Raw genomic sequence first — 16455 nt, forward strand, 5'->3', positions numbered from 1 at the left:
AACTCACTCATGCGAACGCTGGCCTTCCCTGCATTGCGGCGCGGCGGATGCCGATCGGGGCCTCCGGCGCATGGATGGATTCGACGAGATCGGCGAGATCGCGCGTGGCGCCCGGACGGCCCACGCTGCGCGCCCGCGCCGCGGCGTTCTCGAGCCCCACCGTGTCGAGCCCGAGCTTCTGGATCTGCTTGGCCAGTTCCGCCGCGGTGAAGGCGCGCTGCTGGATCGTCCGCGCGCCGCCGGCCGCAGTGATCTCGCGCGCATTGGCGGTCTGGTGATCGTCGGTGGCGCTGGGCAGCGGCACGAGGATCGCCGGCCGGCCGGCCGCGGTCAGCTCGGCGATGGTCGAAGCGCCCGCGCGCGCGATCACGATGTGCGACCAGGCCAGCACATCGGCCATGTCGGTGATATAGGTGGAGACATCGGCCGGAATGCCATGGTTCTGGTACTTCGCCCGCACCGTCTCGATATCCTCGACGCGTGCCTGGTGCGTCACCTGCAGGCGGCGGCGGAAATGCACCGGGAGCAGCGCCAGCCCGTCCGGCACCACCTGGCTCAGCACGGTCGCGCCCTGGCTGCCGCCGGTGACGAGCACGCGGAAGATGCCGTCCTCCTCCAGCAGCGGATAGGGGCGATTGCGCAGGTTCAGCACCGCCTCGCGCACCGGGTTGCCGACGAGATGGGCCTTGGCCTGCCAGCCGGGCTTCAGCCGGTCGACCTGGTCATAGGAAGTGGCGATGGCGTCGACCCGGCCCGCGACGAAGCGGTTGACCCGGCCCAGCACGGCATTCTGCTCGTGGATCACCGTGGGCACGCCGGCGCGGAAGGCCGCGAGCAGCGCCGGCAGCGCCGGATAGCCGCCGAACCCGATCACCGCGGCGGGCTGGATTTCCTTGTAGAGCCGCAGCGCCATCGAGCGGCCCGCCATGATCCTGCCGGCCGCACGGACATAGCCGAGCGGGCCGCCGCCCAGCCGCCCCGCGGGGAGGACGTGCGTCTCCACCCCTTCGAACAGGCCCGGGAAGCGAACGCCCCGATCGTCGCTCACCAGCGCGACATGATGACCCCGCTCGGTCAGCTCCGCCGCCAGCGCGGCCGCGGGCACCATGTGCCCGCCGGTGCCGCCGGCGGCGAGAACATAGCTTCGGGACTGAGTCATGCGTTGGTGCTCCAGCGGCCGGTATAGGGCGAGCGCTTCAAATACGGGTTTCGCCGCGTGAAGGCGAGCAGCAACCCATAGCCGATCGCCAGCGCGATCATCGACGATCCGCCATAGGAAATGAAGGGCAGCGTCATGCCCTTGGACGGGGCGATGCCGGTGTTCACCGCCATGTTGATCAGCGACTGGACACCGAACTGCGCGGCGAGGCCGGCTGCGGCGAGCAGGCGGAAGGCGTCCTCCTCGTCCAGCAGCTTCATCAGCACGCGGATCACGATGGCGAGATAGAGCGTGACGATCACCGCACAGGCGATCAGCCCGAACTCCTCGCCGATCACCGAGAAGATATAGTCGGTATGCCCCTCGGGCAGCTTGAACTTCATCATGCCGTTGCCCGGCCCCCGCCCGAGCAGGCCGCCGGCGGTAAGCGTCTCGTGCGCCATCTCCACCTGATAGCGTTCGGCAAGCGCGGCATCCTTGGTGGGGAACAGGAAATTGTCGATGCGGGTGCGGGCGGTGCCGTAGAACAGATAGGCCGCGATCACGCCCGCCACCGCCGTGCCGAACAGGCCGGCGATCGCCGCGGGCGAGATGCCCGAGATCATCAGCAGGATGATCCACACGCTGCCGAACACGATCGTCTGGCCGAAATCGGGCTGGAGCATCAGCAGCACGCCGATCAGCGCGGTGAGCGCGCCCGTGACGAACAGCACCGGCAGCTGCGGATCCTTGGCGCGGAAGCTGAGCATCCACGCGGTGGAGACGATGAACAGCGGCTTGAGGAACTCGGACGGCTGGAATTCCGCGAGCCCGACTCCGATCCAGCGCTTGGCGCCGTTCACTTCGTGCCCGATCACCGGCACCAGCGCGAGGCAGATCAGGAATATCCCTGCTCCGATCAGCGCCAGCCGGCGTGCCACCGTGACCGGCAGCATCGAGACCGCGATCAGCACGGGCACGCTGATGCACACCCAGATCAGCTGGCGCCAGAAATAATACATCGGCGCCATGATATGGGTGGCGTCGGAATAGCGGCGCGCGGTAGCGGGCGAGGCGGCGGCCACCGCGACCAGCCCGATCGCGATCAGCAGCAGCGCCAGCGTGAGCAGCACCCGATCGACTTCCCAGAACCACATGCCGGCACGCGTCTTGCTCGCACGGCCGAGCTGTTGCTGGACGCGGCGGCGAACCTCGCTTCCAGCTTCCGGCACCTCGACGGTTTCGTTCATCCCAGCGCCTCCACCGCGTCGCGGAAGGCCTGGCCCCGGGCTTCGTAATCCGTGAACTGGTCGAACGAGGCACAGGCGGGGGACAGCAGCACCGTCTCCCCTTCCTTCGCCCGCGCCGCCGCGCTCTGCACCGCGGCTTCGAGCGTGCCCGATCGCTCGACCGGCATCTCGCCTTCGAGCAGCCGGGCGAACATCTCGCCGGCCTCGCCGATCGTGTAGGCCCACACCACATGGGGAAAGCCCGGGCGGCAGGCATCGAGATCCTTCGCCTTGGCCTTGCCGCCCAGGATCCAGTGGATCTTCGGATACGCGGAGAGCGCCGGGGCGGCGGAGTCCGCGTTGGTCGCCTTGCTGTCGTTGACGAACAGCACGCCCCGGCGCGTGGCGACCCGCTCCATCCGGTGCGGCAGGCCGGGGAAAGTCTCCAACCCCTTGTCGATCGCATCCTGCGCGATGCCGAGCGCCTTGCACGCGGCAATCGCGGCGAGCGCGTTCTGGGCATTGTGCAGACCCTGCAGCGCGGGCCAGCGCGACTGGTCGAGGCAGGCGCCCGGGGCGATCCGGGTGAGATCCTCGCTCCGGCCCGATGCGGCGACCTGGCGCGCGATCTCCGCCGAAGGCGCATCGCCGATGCCGATCACCGCGGCCTGTCCTGGCGCCTGCATCGCGAACAGCCGGGCCTTTGACGCGGCATAGGCCTCGAACCCGGCATAGCGGTCGAGATGATCGGGCGTGAGGTTGAGCAGCACCGCGACGTCGCAGTCGAGGCTTTGGGTCAGGTCGATCTGGTAGCTGGAGAGCTCCAGCACATAGACGCCGCCCTCGGGCAGCGGGTCCTGCCCCAGGATCGGCAGCCCGATATTGCCGCCGAGCCGCGCGGGGATGCCGGCGGTCTCGACGATGTGGTGGATCAGCGCCGTGGTGGTCGACTTGCCGTTGGTGCCGGTAATGCCGATCACGCGGTGCGCGGGCATCTCGGCGCGCGCCTCCGCGAACAGCTCGATATCGCCGATGATGGGCACGCCGGCAGCGGCGGCATGGGTTGCGATCGGATGGGTATTGAGCGGTACGCCGGGGGATACGACCACGGCCGCGAAGCCGGCCAAGTCGATCTCGACGGGATCGGCGAGAGTCAACTCCCTCGCCCCTTCAAGGGAGAGGGGCGCATGCGATGCACCATCGACGCCCCCCTCTCCCCGCAAACGGAGAGAGGGAGAAAGAGCGTCACGCGCTTTCTCGTTGGCATCCCACGCCACGGCTTCGGCACCCGCGGCCATCAGCGCGCGCACGGTCGCCACGCCCGAGCGCGCCAGCCCGAGCACCGCATAGCGTTTGCCGCGCCAGGCCGTGCTCGTGATCACCGCAGCTTGAGCGTCGCCAGCCCCGCCAGCGCCAGCACGAAGGCAATGATCCAGAAGCGGATCACTACCGTCGGCTCCGACCAGCCGAGCTGCTCGAAATGGTGGTGGATCGGCGCCATCTTGAAGACGCGCTTGCCGGTGCGCTTGAAGAAGAAGACCTGGATGATGACGCTCAGCGCCTCCATCACGAACAGGCCGCCGATGATGCCGAGCACCAGCTCATGGTGCGTGGTGACGGCGATGGTGCCGAGCGCGCCACCGAGCGCGAGGCTGCCGGTATCGCCCATGAACACCGCCGCCGGGGGCGCGTTGAACCACAGAAAGGCAAGCCCGGCCCCCACCATCGCGCCGCAGAAGATCGCCAGGTCGCCCGCACCCGGCACATGCGGGATGCCCAGATAGATCGCATAGATCTTGTTGCCGGCCAGATAGGCGATCAGCATGAACGCCATGCTGGCGATCACCACCGGCATGGTCGCCAGCCCGTCCAGCCCGTCGGTGAGGTTCACCGCATTGCCGAACGCCACGATCACGAAGGCGGCGAAGGCGATGTAGAACCAGCCGATGTCCGGGTGGATCCAGCTGAAGAAGGGCACGTAGAGCTGGGTGCCGTTCTGCGAGCAGATGATCCAGGCGGCGACGCCCGCGATCAGGAACTCGCCCAGCAGCCGCACCTTGCCCGATACGCCCGCGGTCTTCTGCTTCCGCACCTTGTCGTAATCGTCGAGGAAGCCGATCATCCCGAAGCCGAAGGTGACGAACATGCAGGCCCAGACATAGGGGTTGCGCAGGTCCATCCACAGCAGCAGCGAGAGCATCAGGCTGGTCAGAATCATCAGCCCGCCCATCGTCGGCGTGCCGCGCTTGGCGAGGTGGCTCTGCGGCCCGTCGTCGCGGATCGGCTGCCCCTTGCCCTGGCGGATGCGCAGCCAGCCGATGAACCGCGGCCCGATCACCAGCCCGATCAGCAGCGCCGTCGCCACCGCGCCGCCAGTGCGGAAGGAGAGATAGCGGAAGAGGTTGAAGACGCCGGGAAAGCCCAGCAGATCCGCAATCCAGTACAACATCAGGCAGGTGCCCTTTCCGCCAATGCCGCGACCACCGACCCAAGCCGCACGCCGTTCGACCCTTTTATGAGAACCGCGTCCCCCGCCTGGAGCATGTCGTCGAGCCTGCCCAGCGCGGTCACCGCGTCGGGCACATGGACGAAATCGACGCGCCCCTCAAGCGCCTCTGCGAGCGGAAGCATCGCTTCGCCGACGAGAATGGCATAATCGACGCCCGCCGCCTCGATCGGGCCCGAAAGCCCGGCATGGAAGGCCGCCGAATGCACGCCAAGCTCGCGCATCTCGCCGAGCACCGCCAGCTTGCGGCCCTTCTCGTGCGCCAGCACTTCCAGCGTCGCGCGCATCGATGCGGGGTTGGCGTTGTAGCTCTCGTCGATCACCAGCGCCTCGCCGCCGGCCGCCGGCACCATGAGACGCGCGCCCCGCCCCGCCAGCCCGCCCAGCTCGGCGAGCGCGAGGCCGGCCAGCTCGAGGTCGCCGCCCACGGCGTCGACGGCGGCGAGGATCGCCATCGCGTTCGACACCCAGTGTGCGCCCGGCTGGGACAAGGTGAAGCTCAGCTCGCGCTGGCCGAAGCGGGCCGTGACGAAGGTGGCACCGGTGCGCGTGCGCATCGTCTCGACGGCGCGATAGTCGGCACCCCCCTTCAGGCCGAAGGTGACGATCTTCCCGGCATATGGCCTCGCGGCTTCGATCAGCCGGTCGCGATGCGGGCTGTCGAACGGGACGATCGCGGTGCCGCCCGGCTCCAGCCCCTGGAAGATCTCGCCCTTGGCATCGGCGATGGCCTCCTCGCTCGCGAAGAAGCCCAGATGCGCCGGAGCGACGGTGGTGACGATCGCGACATGCGGACGCACCAGCCGGGTGAGCGCGGCCAACTCGCCGGCATGGTTCATGCCCATCTCGAACACGCCATAGCGTGCCGTGCGCGGCATGCGCGCCAGGCTGAGCGGCACGCCGGTATGGTTATTGTAGCTCTTGACCGAGCGGTGCGCCTCGCCGGGCGCATTGCGGTCGAGCGCCGCGAACAGCGCTTCCTTGGTGCCGGTCTTGCCGGCCGAGCCGGTGACTCCGATCACCTGGCCCCGCATCCGCCCGCGCGCCGCGGCGCCCAGCGCGTCGAGCGCCGCAATCGTGTCCGCCACCGCCACGTGCGGGTGCGGCGTGGATTCGGAAACCAGCGCGCCGGCCGCGCCCTGCGCAAATGCCTGGTCGAGATAGCGATGGCCGTCGGTGGCCTCGCCCCTCAGCGCCAGGAACAGGTCGCCCTGCCCCACTTCGCGGGAATCGAAGGTGACGCCCGAGACCTCGAACGCGGCCGAGGCGGTGCCGCCGGTCGCCGCGGCGATCTCGTCTGCGGTCCACAGCCTCACGCCGCGCACTCCCGCGCCACGGCGACATCGTCGAAAGGCAGCACCATGTCGCCGACGATCTGGCCCTGCTCATGGCCCTTGCCGGCGACGAGCACGATGTCCTCGCTCCCGGCCATGTCGATCGCCGCGCGGATCGCCTCGCGCCGGCCGCCGATCTCGATCGCCTCGGGCGCCCCCTCCAGCACCTGGGCGCGGATCGCCGCCGGATCCTCGGAGCGCGGATTGTCGTCGGTCACGATCACCACGTCCGCGCCGGCCGCCGCGGCCTGGCCCATCGGCGCGCGCTTGCCGGTGTCACGGTCGCCGCCCGCGCCGAACACGATGATCAGCCGCCCCCCGGTATGCGGCTTGAGCGCCGCGATCGCCGCCTCCAGCGCGTCCGGCGTGTGCGCATAGTCGACATAGACCGGCGCGCCCAGCTTGGTGATCACCGCCCGCTCCAGCCGCCCCCGCACCGGCTGCAGCCGACTGAGATCGCCCAGCGTCTGGACGATATCGCCGCCGGTCGCGATCACCAATCCCGCCGCGACCAGCGCATTGGCGGCCTGATAGGCGCCGATCAGCGGCAGGTTCACCCGATAAGTCTCGCCCCCCGCCTCGATCGTCAGCCCCTGGCCGAGCAGCGTCGGATCGCGCGCGACCAGCTTGAGCGTCTCGCCATGCTCGCCCACGGTGACGAGCCGGTTGCCGCGCATCCGCGCCAGCTCCTCCACCCGCGGGCTGTGCGGATCGTCCGCCCACACCACCGCCACGCCGTCCGGATCGAGCACATCGGCGAACAGGCGGAGCTTGGCGTGGAAATAGGTGGCCATGTCGCCATGATAGTCGAGATGGTCGCGGCTGAGATTGGTGAACGCCGCCGCGCGCACCGGCAGGCCCTCGGTGCGATATTGCGACAGGCCGTGCGACGACGCCTCGAACGCGACATGGCTCACGCCCTCGCGCGCCAGCCCGGCGACATTGGAGAGGAACGTGACGATGTCGGGCGTGGTCAGCCCGGTGCTCACGGTATCGTCGGCGGTAGTGACGCCGAGCGTGCCGATCGAGGCGGCATGGAACCCGCGCATCCGCCACAGCTGGCGCGTCATCTCCACGGTGGATGTCTTGCCGTTGGTGCCCGTCACCGCCACCGCGGTCGCCGGGAAGGGCGCGAAGAACCGTGCCGCCAGCCGGGCGAATTTCTCGCGCGGGTTGGCGTCGGCGATGTGCACCGCGCCCTCGACCCTGGCTCCGGGCCGCGCAACGATGGCGACGGCGCCGGCCTTCACGGCGTCGGGAATGAAATCCTCGCCATTGAAGCGCGCGCCTTCGAACGCGCCGAATATGGTGCCGGGCGCCACCTTGCGGTGATCGATGGCAAATCCGGTGACGACGGCGTCCCCCCCGCCTTCCGTCAGCGCGCCCAGTTTCATTCGGGATCCTTCTTGTCGGCGTTCGGCCCCGCCCAGATCAGCGGCAGCAGCTCGCGCTCGTCGATGTCGCGATTGGCATCGGGCACCACGCCGAGCAGCGAGCCGGTGCGGCTCACCACCCGCGCGACCACCGGCGCCACCGTCCAGGCGGCGGTCGTGCGATAGACGCCGATCGAGGGGTTGGCTTTGGGCGAATCGAGCATGGCGATCATCACATAGCGCGGTGCGTCGATGGGGAAAGCCGCTGCGAAGGTCGAAACGTTGCGATGCTTGTCGTAACCACCTTCGCTCGCCGCCTCGGCAGTGCCGGTCTTGCCGGCGATGCGGAAGCCGGCCGCCTCGCCCTTGCGGCCGGTGCCCTTGAGCACGATCAGGCGGAGCAGCTGGCGCATCCGGTCGCTCGTCGCCTGCTGGAGCACGCGCTTGCCCTCGGGCGGGCGCGCGGGATCGACCCTGCGCAGCGTCGCGGGGCGCAGGATTCCGCCATTGACCATCGCGGCATAAGCAGTGGCGAGGTGCAGCGGCGTCACCGCGATGCCATGGCCATAGGCCGTGGTCATCACCGTGATCCGCCCCCAGCTCGATGGCCAGAGCGGCTTGGCGCTGGCATCGAGCTCGATCTCGGGCTTCCGGTCGAAGCCGAAGCGCCGGAAGATCTCCTGCATCTTCTCCGCGCCCAGTTCGTCGGCGATGCGCGCGGTGGCGATGTTGGAGGAATAGATCAGCGTCTCGGGGATGTTGAGCCAGCGGAACTGCTCGTCGCCCGGATCGTCATGGATCTTGAAGCGTCCCACCTGCAGCGGCACGGTCGCGTCGAAGCGGCGCGACATCGACGTGATCGTGCCGGTGTCGATCGCGGCGGCGACGGCGATCGGCTTGAAGGTCGATCCCAGCTCATAGACGCTCTGCGTCACATTGTTGCGCGGCGGCGGCCCGGTGATCGCATTGGGGTTGAAGGCGGGCAGCGAAGTCATCGCGATCACTTCGCCGGTCTGCACGTCGAGGATCACGCCGGCGGCACCGCGCGCCTGGAGCTGTGTCATCGCCGTGCCCAGCTCGTTCTCCAGCGCCGCCTGCACTCGCAGGTCGAGCGACAGCGCCACCGGCTCGCCGCGGCGCGCGGGATCGCTGAGCTGCGCGTCGAGCACCCGCTCCATGCCGTAGCGGCCATGGCCGGTGCTATCGATATAGCCGAGCACGTGCGCGGCCAGCGTCGACTGCGGATAGAGCCGGTCGTTCTCGCGCTGGAACTCGATCGCCGGCTGACCCAGCGCATTCACCGCGCCCACCAGCTCCGGCATGGCCCGGCGCTTCAGATAGGCAAAGCTGCCCCCCGACTTGAGCAGCGCGAAATAGCGTTCGGCGCTCTGATCGGGGATCAGCTCGGCCAGCCGATGCGCCAGCTCGGCCTTGTCGCCGATCACCTGGTTGGGATGGATGGCGATCGTCCAGGAATCGATCGAGCGGGCGAGCGGCGCGCCGCGCCGGTCGGTGATGTCGCCGCGCGGCGGCACCAGGGTGGTGGCGATGTCGCGCGCGGTCGCCGGCTCCGCCCACAGCGCGAGCAGCGCCAGCTTGCCGATCACCACCAGCATGCCGAACCCGAACAGGATCGACAGGATCATCAGCCGCACCTGGGCGGTGGCGACAAGCGCCTGACGGGCATCGCCCGTACGGCCCTTGCGGGCCGGCGGGGCGACGACGACGATCAACGGAGCGCCAGCTTCTCGCGCTGCGCCAGCTTCTTCAGGTCGTCGATGGTCGAGGTGCTGAGCACGCCCTTGTCCACCATCGCCACCGCGCGCCTGTCGGCCTTCTTCATGAGGTCGTGAAGTTCCCTGTCCTGCTGCGCCACGCTCTTGCCCGACGGCGCCGGGGCGGAGCCCGGCCGCAGCGCCGGGGCCGCCTGCACCGGTGCTGCCGCCGCCGTCGCCACTGCTGCGACGGAGTGAGCCGCCGGCGCGCCGGCCGGAACGATCAGCGAAGCATTCTGGATCTGCGCGGGCTGGTCGAGGCTGGCCAGTGCCGTCTCGCTCGCCAGATACTGGCCGGGCGCCGGCGCGGCAAGCGCCAGCACATCGCCGTTCCAGCGTTCGATCTGGGCCAGGTTGGCACGCGTCTGGAACTCGGTCTCCAGCCCGCGAATATCCTTCCGCGCCTGCAGGATCGCGCCCTTCATCGCGTTGAGCTTGGCCTGTTCGGCCGCGCCGTGCGAATTGACCATGTAGCACGCCGGCGCCACCACAACGGCGCAGAGGAGCCACCCCAGTCCCTTGAAGCTCTGAACCGCCATCTCACGCTACTCCTTCACTGGGCCACGGCGCCGCCGCGGTCCGCCGCGCCACGCGCAGCGTCGCCGAACGGGCACGCGGATTACGGGCAACCTCGTCATCGCCCGGCCGCACGGCCTTGGCGGGAGGCTCGAAACTGGGCTCGGCGCGCGGGCCGATCGCCGGGCGGTGGCGCGAGCCGGCGGGCTCGCTGCCGCTGCGCTCGCGCAGGAAGCGCTTCACCAGGCGATCCTCGAGGCTGTGGAAAGTCACCACCGCTAGGCGGCCGCCGGGCTTGAGCACCCGCTCGGCCGCGGCCAGCCCTTCCGCCAGCTCGTCGAGCTCGCGGTTGATGAAGATGCGCACTGCCTGGAACGTCCGGGTCGAGGGGTCCTTCTTGTCGTGCGGCTTGTGACCGAGCGCGCGGCGGACGACATTGGCGAGATCGGTGGTCGTCTCGAGCGGCCGGGCGCGCACGATCGCGCTTGCGACGCGGCGGGCACGCGGCTCCTCGCCATATTGGTAGAGTATGTCGGCGATCTCGTTCTCGTCGGCCGAGTTGAGCCACTCCGCCGCGGTCATCCCCTCGCCCGCCATGCGCATGTCGAGCGGCCCCTCCTGCTGGAAGGAGAAGCCGCGCTCGGCCTGGTCGAGCTGCATCGACGAGACGCCGATGTCCATCGTCACGCCGTCGACGGGCACCAGGCCGCGGCGCGCGAGCTCGCTCTCCAGCTGACTGAACGGCGCCTCGATCAGGATCAGCCGGCCATCCGCATGGGAGACGAGAGTTTGGCCGCCCTCGATCGCACGGGGGTCGCGATCGAAGGCGGCCACCTCGGCACCCCGCTCGAGGATGGCGTTGGTGTAGCCGCCGGCACCGAACGTGCAGTCGACATGGCGCTCGCCGGGCACAGGGGCGAGGCCGTCGACCACTTCGTCGAGCAGCACGGGGATATGCGGCTGGGTCGGGGAGCTCACAGCGTCACTCCCTTGGCCTGGCACAGATATTCGCAGATCTCGCGCAGCATGGGGTCTGCCTGCGCGTCGTTCATCAGGCGCTCCGGCGCCCAGATGTCGAAGGTCTCGCCGCTGCCGTAGAACAGCGCCCATTTCTGGATGCCCGCCTTCATGCGGAAGAAGGGCGGGATCACGAAGCGGCCGCTATCGTCGTACGGCGCCTTCTCGACCTGGCCGAAGGCGCGGCGCTTGGCCCGGTAATCGGCTTCCTCGCCGCGATCGGCGGCCTGCTGCTCCTTGCGGTCGATCCGCTCGTACTTCTCCTTGGACCAGGAGAGGTCGTGCGCCGACAGGCACGGGTCATAGGGATGCAGGCCCACGACGATCTGGCGGATGTCGGAATTGCGCTCGGCGGCGTTGCGCAGGTCGGCGGGGATGGCGACGCGGCCCTTCTGGTCCACCGCCTGGAGCGCAAATCCCTCGAAGAGCTCCCTGTCCGCCACGCCAATACCCCAATGGGCACAGCTTTCCCGTCTCCGGAATCAGCCCCACGGCCGGGCCCGGCGCTTAAAATGACGGTGGAAAGGGTGTGCCCCCTTTAAGCATCTCGTTTTACCAACAAGCGCCCGGGGATACAACGGGAGAATTGGGGATAGAGCGGGAATTTGCCCCACCAAGCCCCAATTTCAGGACATGTTTTACTTAGAATCTGCTTTTGTTCTTTATTTGTTTCGATGATGCCTCCGTAAATGAACCCAATCGCTACGGATAATTCCGGAAAGTGGGGCGCCATCCCGCCCGATCCCGGGAAATCGCCAAGTGACGCGATTTCCTCGCTTTTCCTGTTCCGCACCTAGCAGGGCCCCGTTTGCCCGGCCAGAACCACGCCTGCAAGAAATCGCAGAAATCCTGCGAGTCGCCGCGAAAACCGGCGTGCGTCAATCAGTTTCCTCGGGATTCAAGGCGTTTCAGGCAGGGCTTGCAAGGAAATTGTGGATAGCCAGCTGCCAGGCCTGGTGGAGAACGGCACATCGAGGAAAGCCGCAAGGGGCCGGGAGTGCTGGCAGCCAGCTCTCAATCGCCAAGCGGGACGTCGGGGCCGGCGCGCCGGTCCAGCGTGAGTTGAAGGAAGGCAAGATCGAGCCACGCGCCGAATTTGGCGCCCACCTGCCGAAAGACGCCGACCGATTGGAAGCCCAGCCTCTCGTGAAGGCGGATCGACCCCTTGTTCCGAGCCTCGATGCCCGCAACCATCACATGCTTGCCGATCGACCTGGCCCGGCCGATCAGGCCGAGCATCAAAGCCTTGCCGATGCCCTTCCCGCGCTGGTCGGCTCGGACATAGACCGAATGCTCGACAGTGTGCCGATAGCCATCCCAGGCCCGCCAATCTCCGAACGAGGCATAGCCGAGCACCATCCCGTCCGCATCGACCGCCACGAGCACGGGGTAGCCGGCACGCTCCCGATCGGCGAGCCAGGCCCGGCGATCGGCGGGATCGATCGTCCCTTCGTTCCAGATCGCCGTCGTGCGCACCACGGCATCGTTGTAGATGGCGACAATGCCCTCGATATCGGCTTCGCCTGCATCGCGAATGAACAAGACGCGCTCCCCGGAATGAAGCTAGAGAGGCAGGAATAGTCTATTATAATAGACTAACTCAATATGCCGCGCCCCTCATGCGTGCGGAGAAGCGCGACGACATAGACACATGGGTCCGCGCTCTCGTTGCCGAAGCCGCACTCCGCGGGAGGACCGAGCTCAAGGCAATCGCCAGCCCGCAGCACATGCCGCACTCCCCCTTCGACGAAAATGAGTTCTCCTTCGAGCACCCAGATGACCTGGCGGAGAAAAGCATAGGCGGAAGCCGGCATTTCCACGCGCGCGCCCGCGGGCAGGGTCACATGCACGAGATCGAACGGCATGTCGGAGGCCGGAGAAACCTGCCGCCTAACATAGCCGCTTTCGGGATCGACCCACACGGGCTGATCGGCCCATCTGACGAGCCGGCCCTGCCCGGACTCCGCCCGGGACATCAGGGTGGAGATGGTGAGGCCGAACGCGCCGGACAGCTTTCCGAGCAGGTTGGCCGTGGGGCTGCTTTGCCCGGCTTCGACCTTGGCAACCATCGCCCGGGAGATCGCGGCACGTTCCGCCAACTCGTTGAGCGACCATCCGCGATTCTTCCGCTCGATGCGGATACGGGCCCCAAGTTGGGCATCGATATCGATCACGCGCTGCACGATGCAACTATAGTGGACTTCGCCTGGCCCGCAAGCCAATTGCACGCCGATGTCGGAACCGGCATTTCCGCCGGAACGATCCATCCCGCACCTTGGCTTGCCGGAGCAGTTCGAGGCCGGCCGCGAATCCCACGGATGCGACGGGCCGCGGCTTTGTCAGCGCGCCTCGCCGTTCTGCTGGGCTTCCTGCTGCCGGCGCGCGATCGCGGCGGCGTCGACCTTCTCGGTCGAGGTGGTGCTGGGCGCGGCGCCCAGCTCGGCGAGCGGCTCTTCCTTGGTCTTCTCGCCCAGCGAGTTGCCCGGGGCAGTCATGTTGGCGACGACGGCCGAGTTGGAAGCGCCCACCGCGGAGACCGGCATGTCGTTCGCACGCCACGCGACGACCGCGCTCGCCAGCACGATCAGCACCGTAACCACGGCGAGCCCGGTCAGACCAACGTAGATACGTTGCATCGTCTGGGCGGTATCAGGCGAACCCACGCTCATATCTGTTGCATAAATGTAACGCCGAACTGCCCCGTTGCCAAGATGGGGCGTTTACTCCTGTGCGAGCCACTCCGGGACCGGCAATCCCTTGGATGCGAGCCACTCCGCATTGTAGAGCGTTGATAGATAACGAAAACCCGTGTCGCACAGGATCGTCGCGATGCGCTTGCCCGGCCCCAGCTCGCGCGCCAGCCGCACCGCGCCGGCCACATTTATTCCCGAGGACAGGCCCAAACAGAGCCCCTCTTCCTTGAGCAGCCGCTCCACCCATTCCAGCCCCTCCTCGTCGGAGATGCGGAACTGCGCGTCGATCGGCGCGCCCTCAAGATTGCCGGTGATCCGCCCTTGGCCGATCCCCTCGGCGACCGAGCTGCCCTCGGCCTTCAGCTCGCCGCATGCATAATAGCTGTAGAGCGCCGCGCCGTGCGGGTCGCTGAGCGCGATGCAGACATTCTCGTCCCTGGCCTTGAGCCCCAGCCCCACGCCGGCGATCGTGCCGCCGGTGCCCGCCGCGCAGGTGAAACCGTCGATCCGCCCGTCCATCTGCGCCCAGATCTCTTCGGCGGTGCCGACGATATGGGCCTTGCGGTTGGCGGTATTGTCGAACTGGTTGGCCCAGATCGCGTTGGGCGTCTCCTCGGCGATCCGCCGGGACGTGTGGACGAAATGGCCCGGGTTCGAATAAGGCGCTGCCGGCACCAGCACCAGCTCGGCGCCGAGCGCGCGCAGCGTGTCCATCTTCTCGCGGCTCTGGGTCTCGGGCATCACGATGATCGTGCGATAGCCCTTGGCGTTGGCGACCAGCGCCAGGCCGATGCCGGTATTGCCCGCCGTCCCCTCGACAATGCAGCCGCCGGGCCCGATCAGGCCGCGCTCCTCGGCGTCCTTGACGATGAACAGCGCTGCCCGGTCCTTCACCGACGCGCCGGGATTCGCGAACTCGCACTTGCCGTAGATCTCGCAGCCCGTGACTTCGCTCGGCCCCTTCAGGCGCACCAGGGGCGTGTTGCCGATCAGTGCCAGCGTATCGGATGTCGAATGCATGGCCGCTAGATGGAGCGCTTTCCGCCGCACCGCAAGCAAGCGCTGGCAGGGCGCGGCGAAGCCGGGCTTTCCGCCTTTACGGAACCCTTATGCCCGCGCCCAAAATCCGTCTCGAAGCTTAACGGGCAAGCCCCCTATCCCCCTCTCCGTTCCACTCGGGGAGTGCATATGGTTTCCCATTCCGAACATGTCCTGCGCGTCGGCCAGGACAGCCAGGGCCATTGGGTCGTGCAGGAAGAAGGCGGGCTGCTCGAAGGCCTGTTCCGCTCGCGCGAGGCGGCGGTTCGCTTCGCCCTGTCCGAATGCAGGGCCTTTCCCGGCGCGCGCATGGTGCTCGCCACCGCGCCGCTCCGCTCGATCCTGTCGCACTGATGCCCGGCCATGACCGCGCTCCTCGCGCGCACGCTCGCCCCGATCGCGCCGCTCCGCCTGCCGTGCGGCGAGGCGCCCCACCCCATCGCCGGATTTCGGGATCCCTGTCACTGAGGATCCGGCCCACCAGCCAGGAGAAGGATCGATGATCGCCACGCAATTCTCGCTCGGCGGCCTGTTGCGCCGCGCCGGCCTGTCGACCGAGCCGGAGGGACCGCGGCGCGGCCCCTGCGACGCGCGCATCGCCCGCGCGCTCGCCGAGTTCCGCAACCATGGCCACCGCGCGGTGCGCATGCTCGATCTCGACTGCGCCGATGGCAGCCGCCTGCTCCGCGCCGCCGCAAGGGCCCGCGAGTTCGGCTTCGTCGCGATCGAGGGGCGCGGCGTATCGCTGTGGACTGCCGGCATCCGCCACGCCCGCTGGCAGGCCGAGGTCCAGGCGCACCCGTCCACCAGCCTCGTCTTCGAGATCGCCGAGCCGATCGCTGCGCTCGCCGCGGAGCATGACGGCGCCGCCGACCTGATCTTCCTGTCGGAACCGATGCCCTATCCCTGCAGCCCGCTCGGCGCGGCGCTCGCCCGGCTGGGCGGCCGGGTGCTCGCCAATGGCTAGGCCGGCACGCCCGCCCGCTGGAGATGCGCGTCCAGCTTCCCCGCGAACCACAGGAAGAACATCCGATAGTCCGAGAGCAGCGACCAGAGCGGATAGGTGAAGGTCGCCGGCCGGTTCTTCTCGACGCCGAAATGCGCGGCCCAGGCAAAGCCATAGCCCGCCAGCGGGATCGCCGCGAACCACCACAGCCCGGCACCGCCCAGCGCCAGCAACAGGAACCAGAGCGTCAGGATCGTGCCCACATAATGGAGCGCCCGCGTGCTCGGCTTCGCATGCTCGCGAAGATAGAAGGGCCAGAAGTCGCGATAGGTGGTGATGGTGCCTGCCATGGCGAGAGGCTAACGCCGCTTGATGGATCCACGCAAGCACAGCTTTCCGCCGGTGGTCGACGCCCAGGTCCGCCTGCTCGTCCTCGGCTCGCTCCCGGGGGAGCGCTCGCTCGCCGAGCAGCGCTATTACGCGCATCCGCAGAACCAGTTCTGGCGCCTGGTCTCGCCCGCCGCCGGCCGCGATCTTGCCGCGCTCGACTATGCGGCGCGCCTCGCCGCCCTGCTCGATGCGCATATCGGCCTGTGGGACGTGGTCGCCAGCGCGCGGCGCACCGGCAGCACCGACGCGGCGCTGCGCGACGTCGAAGGGCATGACATCGCCGCGCTCGCCGCGACTCTGCCCGATCTGCGCGCGATCGCCTTCAACGGCGGCACCGCCTTCCGCACCGGCGCGCGGCAACTGGCCGGCACCGCCCGGCGCTACGCGACCATCGCCCTGCCCTCGTCGAGCCCGCTCCACACCATCGGCTTCGAGAAGAAGCTCCCGCAATGGGAGGCGCTGCGCGCACTGCTCGAATAATCCCATCGAAATGCTGTGAA

General features: G+C 68.4%; 18 protein-coding genes. 3 read left to right on the forward strand and 15 right to left on the reverse strand.

All coding sequences use genetic code 11. From position 1 onward, the window contains the following. Positions 1-7: 7 nt before the first annotated feature. From murG to ACIQCS_RS11620, 14 genes are all read right to left on the reverse strand, one after another. The gene (murG, locus tag ACIQCS_RS11555) at positions 8-1159 is read right to left on the reverse strand and encodes an undecaprenyldiphospho-muramoylpentapeptide beta-N-acetylglucosaminyltransferase (protein WP_345847480.1); all 1152 of its coding nucleotides are present in this window, start codon (positions 1157-1159) and stop codon (positions 8-10) included. Next, positions 1156-2388, reverse strand: coding sequence for an FtsW/RodA/SpoVE family cell cycle protein (locus ACIQCS_RS11560; RefSeq protein WP_280279680.1), 1233 nt, complete (start codon positions 2386-2388; stop codon positions 1156-1158). The genes murG and ACIQCS_RS11560 overlap by 4 nt, the downstream gene beginning before the upstream one ends. Further along, positions 2385-3749 (reverse strand): UDP-N-acetylmuramoyl-L-alanine--D-glutamate ligase, encoded by a 1365-nt coding sequence (gene murD / locus ACIQCS_RS11565; protein WP_345847481.1) that lies wholly within the window; start codon positions 3747-3749, stop codon positions 2385-2387. The genes ACIQCS_RS11560 and murD overlap by 4 nt, the downstream gene beginning before the upstream one ends. Next, positions 3746-4816 carry a phospho-N-acetylmuramoyl-pentapeptide-transferase gene (gene mraY, locus ACIQCS_RS11570; protein ID WP_345847482.1) on the reverse strand — a complete coding sequence of 357 codons (1071 nt, stop codon included), beginning with the start codon at positions 4814-4816 and terminating at the stop codon, positions 3746-3748. Before mraY ends, murD begins: the two co-directional genes overlap by 4 nt. Next, a complete protein-coding gene (gene murF, locus ACIQCS_RS11575; RefSeq protein WP_345847483.1) occupies positions 4816-6189 on the reverse strand; it encodes a UDP-N-acetylmuramoyl-tripeptide--D-alanyl-D-alanine ligase in 1374 nt (457 codons plus the stop codon). Before murF ends, mraY begins: the two co-directional genes overlap by 1 nt. After that, on the reverse strand, positions 6186-7601 hold the full coding sequence (locus ACIQCS_RS11580; protein ID WP_345847484.1) for a UDP-N-acetylmuramoyl-L-alanyl-D-glutamate--2,6-diaminopimelate ligase: 1416 nt from the start codon (positions 7599-7601) through the stop codon (positions 6186-6188). The genes murF and ACIQCS_RS11580 overlap by 4 nt, the downstream gene beginning before the upstream one ends. Then, positions 7598-9313: a penicillin-binding protein 2 gene (locus ACIQCS_RS11585; RefSeq protein ID WP_345847485.1), complete on the reverse strand. Its 1716-nt coding sequence runs from the start codon at positions 9311-9313 to the stop codon at positions 7598-7600. The genes ACIQCS_RS11580 and ACIQCS_RS11585 overlap by 4 nt, the downstream gene beginning before the upstream one ends. Continuing rightward, entirely contained in the window at positions 9310-9894 is a 585-nt protein-coding gene (locus ACIQCS_RS11590) for a hypothetical protein (protein ID WP_345847486.1), read from the reverse strand. Before ACIQCS_RS11590 ends, ACIQCS_RS11585 begins: the two co-directional genes overlap by 4 nt. Before the next feature lies 1 nt (position 9895). Beyond that, the gene (rsmH, locus tag ACIQCS_RS11595) at positions 9896-10849 is read right to left on the reverse strand and encodes a 16S rRNA (cytosine(1402)-N(4))-methyltransferase RsmH (protein WP_345847487.1); all 954 of its coding nucleotides are present in this window, start codon (positions 10847-10849) and stop codon (positions 9896-9898) included. Next, positions 10846-11331, reverse strand: coding sequence for a division/cell wall cluster transcriptional repressor MraZ (locus ACIQCS_RS11600; RefSeq protein ID WP_294050633.1), 486 nt, complete (start codon positions 11329-11331; stop codon positions 10846-10848). Before ACIQCS_RS11600 ends, rsmH begins: the two co-directional genes overlap by 4 nt. A gap of 571 nt (positions 11332-11902) precedes the next feature. After that, positions 11903-12430, reverse strand: coding sequence for an N-acetyltransferase family protein (locus tag ACIQCS_RS11605; protein ID WP_345847488.1), 528 nt, complete (start codon positions 12428-12430; stop codon positions 11903-11905). A gap of 53 nt (positions 12431-12483) precedes the next feature. Next, positions 12484-13155, reverse strand: coding sequence for a helix-turn-helix domain-containing protein (locus tag ACIQCS_RS11610; protein WP_401530901.1), 672 nt, complete (start codon positions 13153-13155; stop codon positions 12484-12486). 72 nt (positions 13156-13227) lie between these two features. Next, a complete protein-coding gene (locus ACIQCS_RS11615) occupies positions 13228-13551 on the reverse strand; it encodes a hypothetical protein (RefSeq protein ID WP_280279689.1) in 324 nt (107 codons plus the stop codon). 57 nt (positions 13552-13608) lie between these two features. Beyond that, entirely contained in the window at positions 13609-14601 is a 993-nt protein-coding gene (locus tag ACIQCS_RS11620; RefSeq protein ID WP_345847490.1) for a cysteine synthase A, read from the reverse strand. 168 nt (positions 14602-14769) lie between these two features. Here ACIQCS_RS11620 and ACIQCS_RS11625 point away from each other — a divergent pair, with 168 nt between their 5' ends. Further along, entirely contained in the window at positions 14770-14973 is a 204-nt protein-coding gene (locus tag ACIQCS_RS11625; RefSeq protein ID WP_280279691.1) for a hypothetical protein, read from the forward strand. A gap of 145 nt (positions 14974-15118) precedes the next feature. After that, entirely contained in the window at positions 15119-15586 is a 468-nt protein-coding gene (locus tag ACIQCS_RS11630) for a hypothetical protein (protein WP_345847492.1), read from the forward strand. Here the strand turns inward: ACIQCS_RS11630 and ACIQCS_RS11635 are convergent. Beyond that, complete coding sequence (locus ACIQCS_RS11635; protein ID WP_345847494.1) at positions 15583-15915, reverse strand: DUF962 domain-containing protein; 333 nt, start codon at positions 15913-15915, stop codon at positions 15583-15585. The genes ACIQCS_RS11630 and ACIQCS_RS11635 overlap by 4 nt on opposite strands. A gap of 22 nt (positions 15916-15937) precedes the next feature. On the opposite strand from ACIQCS_RS11635, the gene ACIQCS_RS11640 reads away from it, so the two are divergent. Further along, on the forward strand, positions 15938-16435 hold the full coding sequence (locus ACIQCS_RS11640; RefSeq protein WP_345847496.1) for a DNA-deoxyinosine glycosylase: 498 nt from the start codon (positions 15938-15940) through the stop codon (positions 16433-16435). The last annotated feature ends 20 nt before the right edge of the window (positions 16436-16455 follow it).

It is taken from the genome of Sphingomonas sp. NPDC092440 (assembly GCF_044754985.1).
In the GTDB taxonomy this organism is placed as follows: domain Bacteria; phylum Pseudomonadota; class Alphaproteobacteria; order Sphingomonadales; family Sphingomonadaceae; genus Sphingomonas.

Coding starts and splice junctions, on each gene's coding strand:
- ACIQCS_RS11625 (WP_280279691.1), top strand. CDS start 14,770: ATGGTTTCCCATTCCGAACATGTCCTGCGCGTCGGCCAGGACAGCCAG.
- mraY (WP_345847482.1), bottom strand. CDS start 4,816: ATGTTGTACTGGATTGCGGATCTGCTGGGCTTTCCCGGCGTCTTCAAC.
- murG (WP_345847480.1), bottom strand. CDS start 1,159: ATGACTCAGTCCCGAAGCTATGTTCTCGCCGCCGGCGGCACCGGCGGG.
- ACIQCS_RS11560 (WP_280279680.1), bottom strand. CDS start 2,388: ATGAACGAAACCGTCGAGGTGCCGGAAGCTGGAAGCGAGGTTCGCCGC.
- ACIQCS_RS11630 (WP_345847492.1), top strand. CDS start 15,119: ATGATCGCCACGCAATTCTCGCTCGGCGGCCTGTTGCGCCGCGCCGGC.
- ACIQCS_RS11640 (WP_345847496.1), top strand. CDS start 15,938: ATGGATCCACGCAAGCACAGCTTTCCGCCGGTGGTCGACGCCCAGGTC.
- ACIQCS_RS11590 (WP_345847486.1), bottom strand. CDS start 9,894: ATGGCGGTTCAGAGCTTCAAGGGACTGGGGTGGCTCCTCTGCGCCGTT.
- ACIQCS_RS11635 (WP_345847494.1), bottom strand. CDS start 15,915: ATGGCAGGCACCATCACCACCTATCGCGACTTCTGGCCCTTCTATCTT.
- ACIQCS_RS11620 (WP_345847490.1), bottom strand. CDS start 14,601: ATGCATTCGACATCCGATACGCTGGCACTGATCGGCAACACGCCCCTG.
- ACIQCS_RS11580 (WP_345847484.1), bottom strand. CDS start 7,601: ATGAAACTGGGCGCGCTGACGGAAGGCGGGGGGGACGCCGTCGTCACC.
- ACIQCS_RS11610 (WP_401530901.1), bottom strand. CDS start 13,155: ATGGATCGTTCCGGCGGAAATGCCGGTTCCGACATCGGCGTGCAATTG.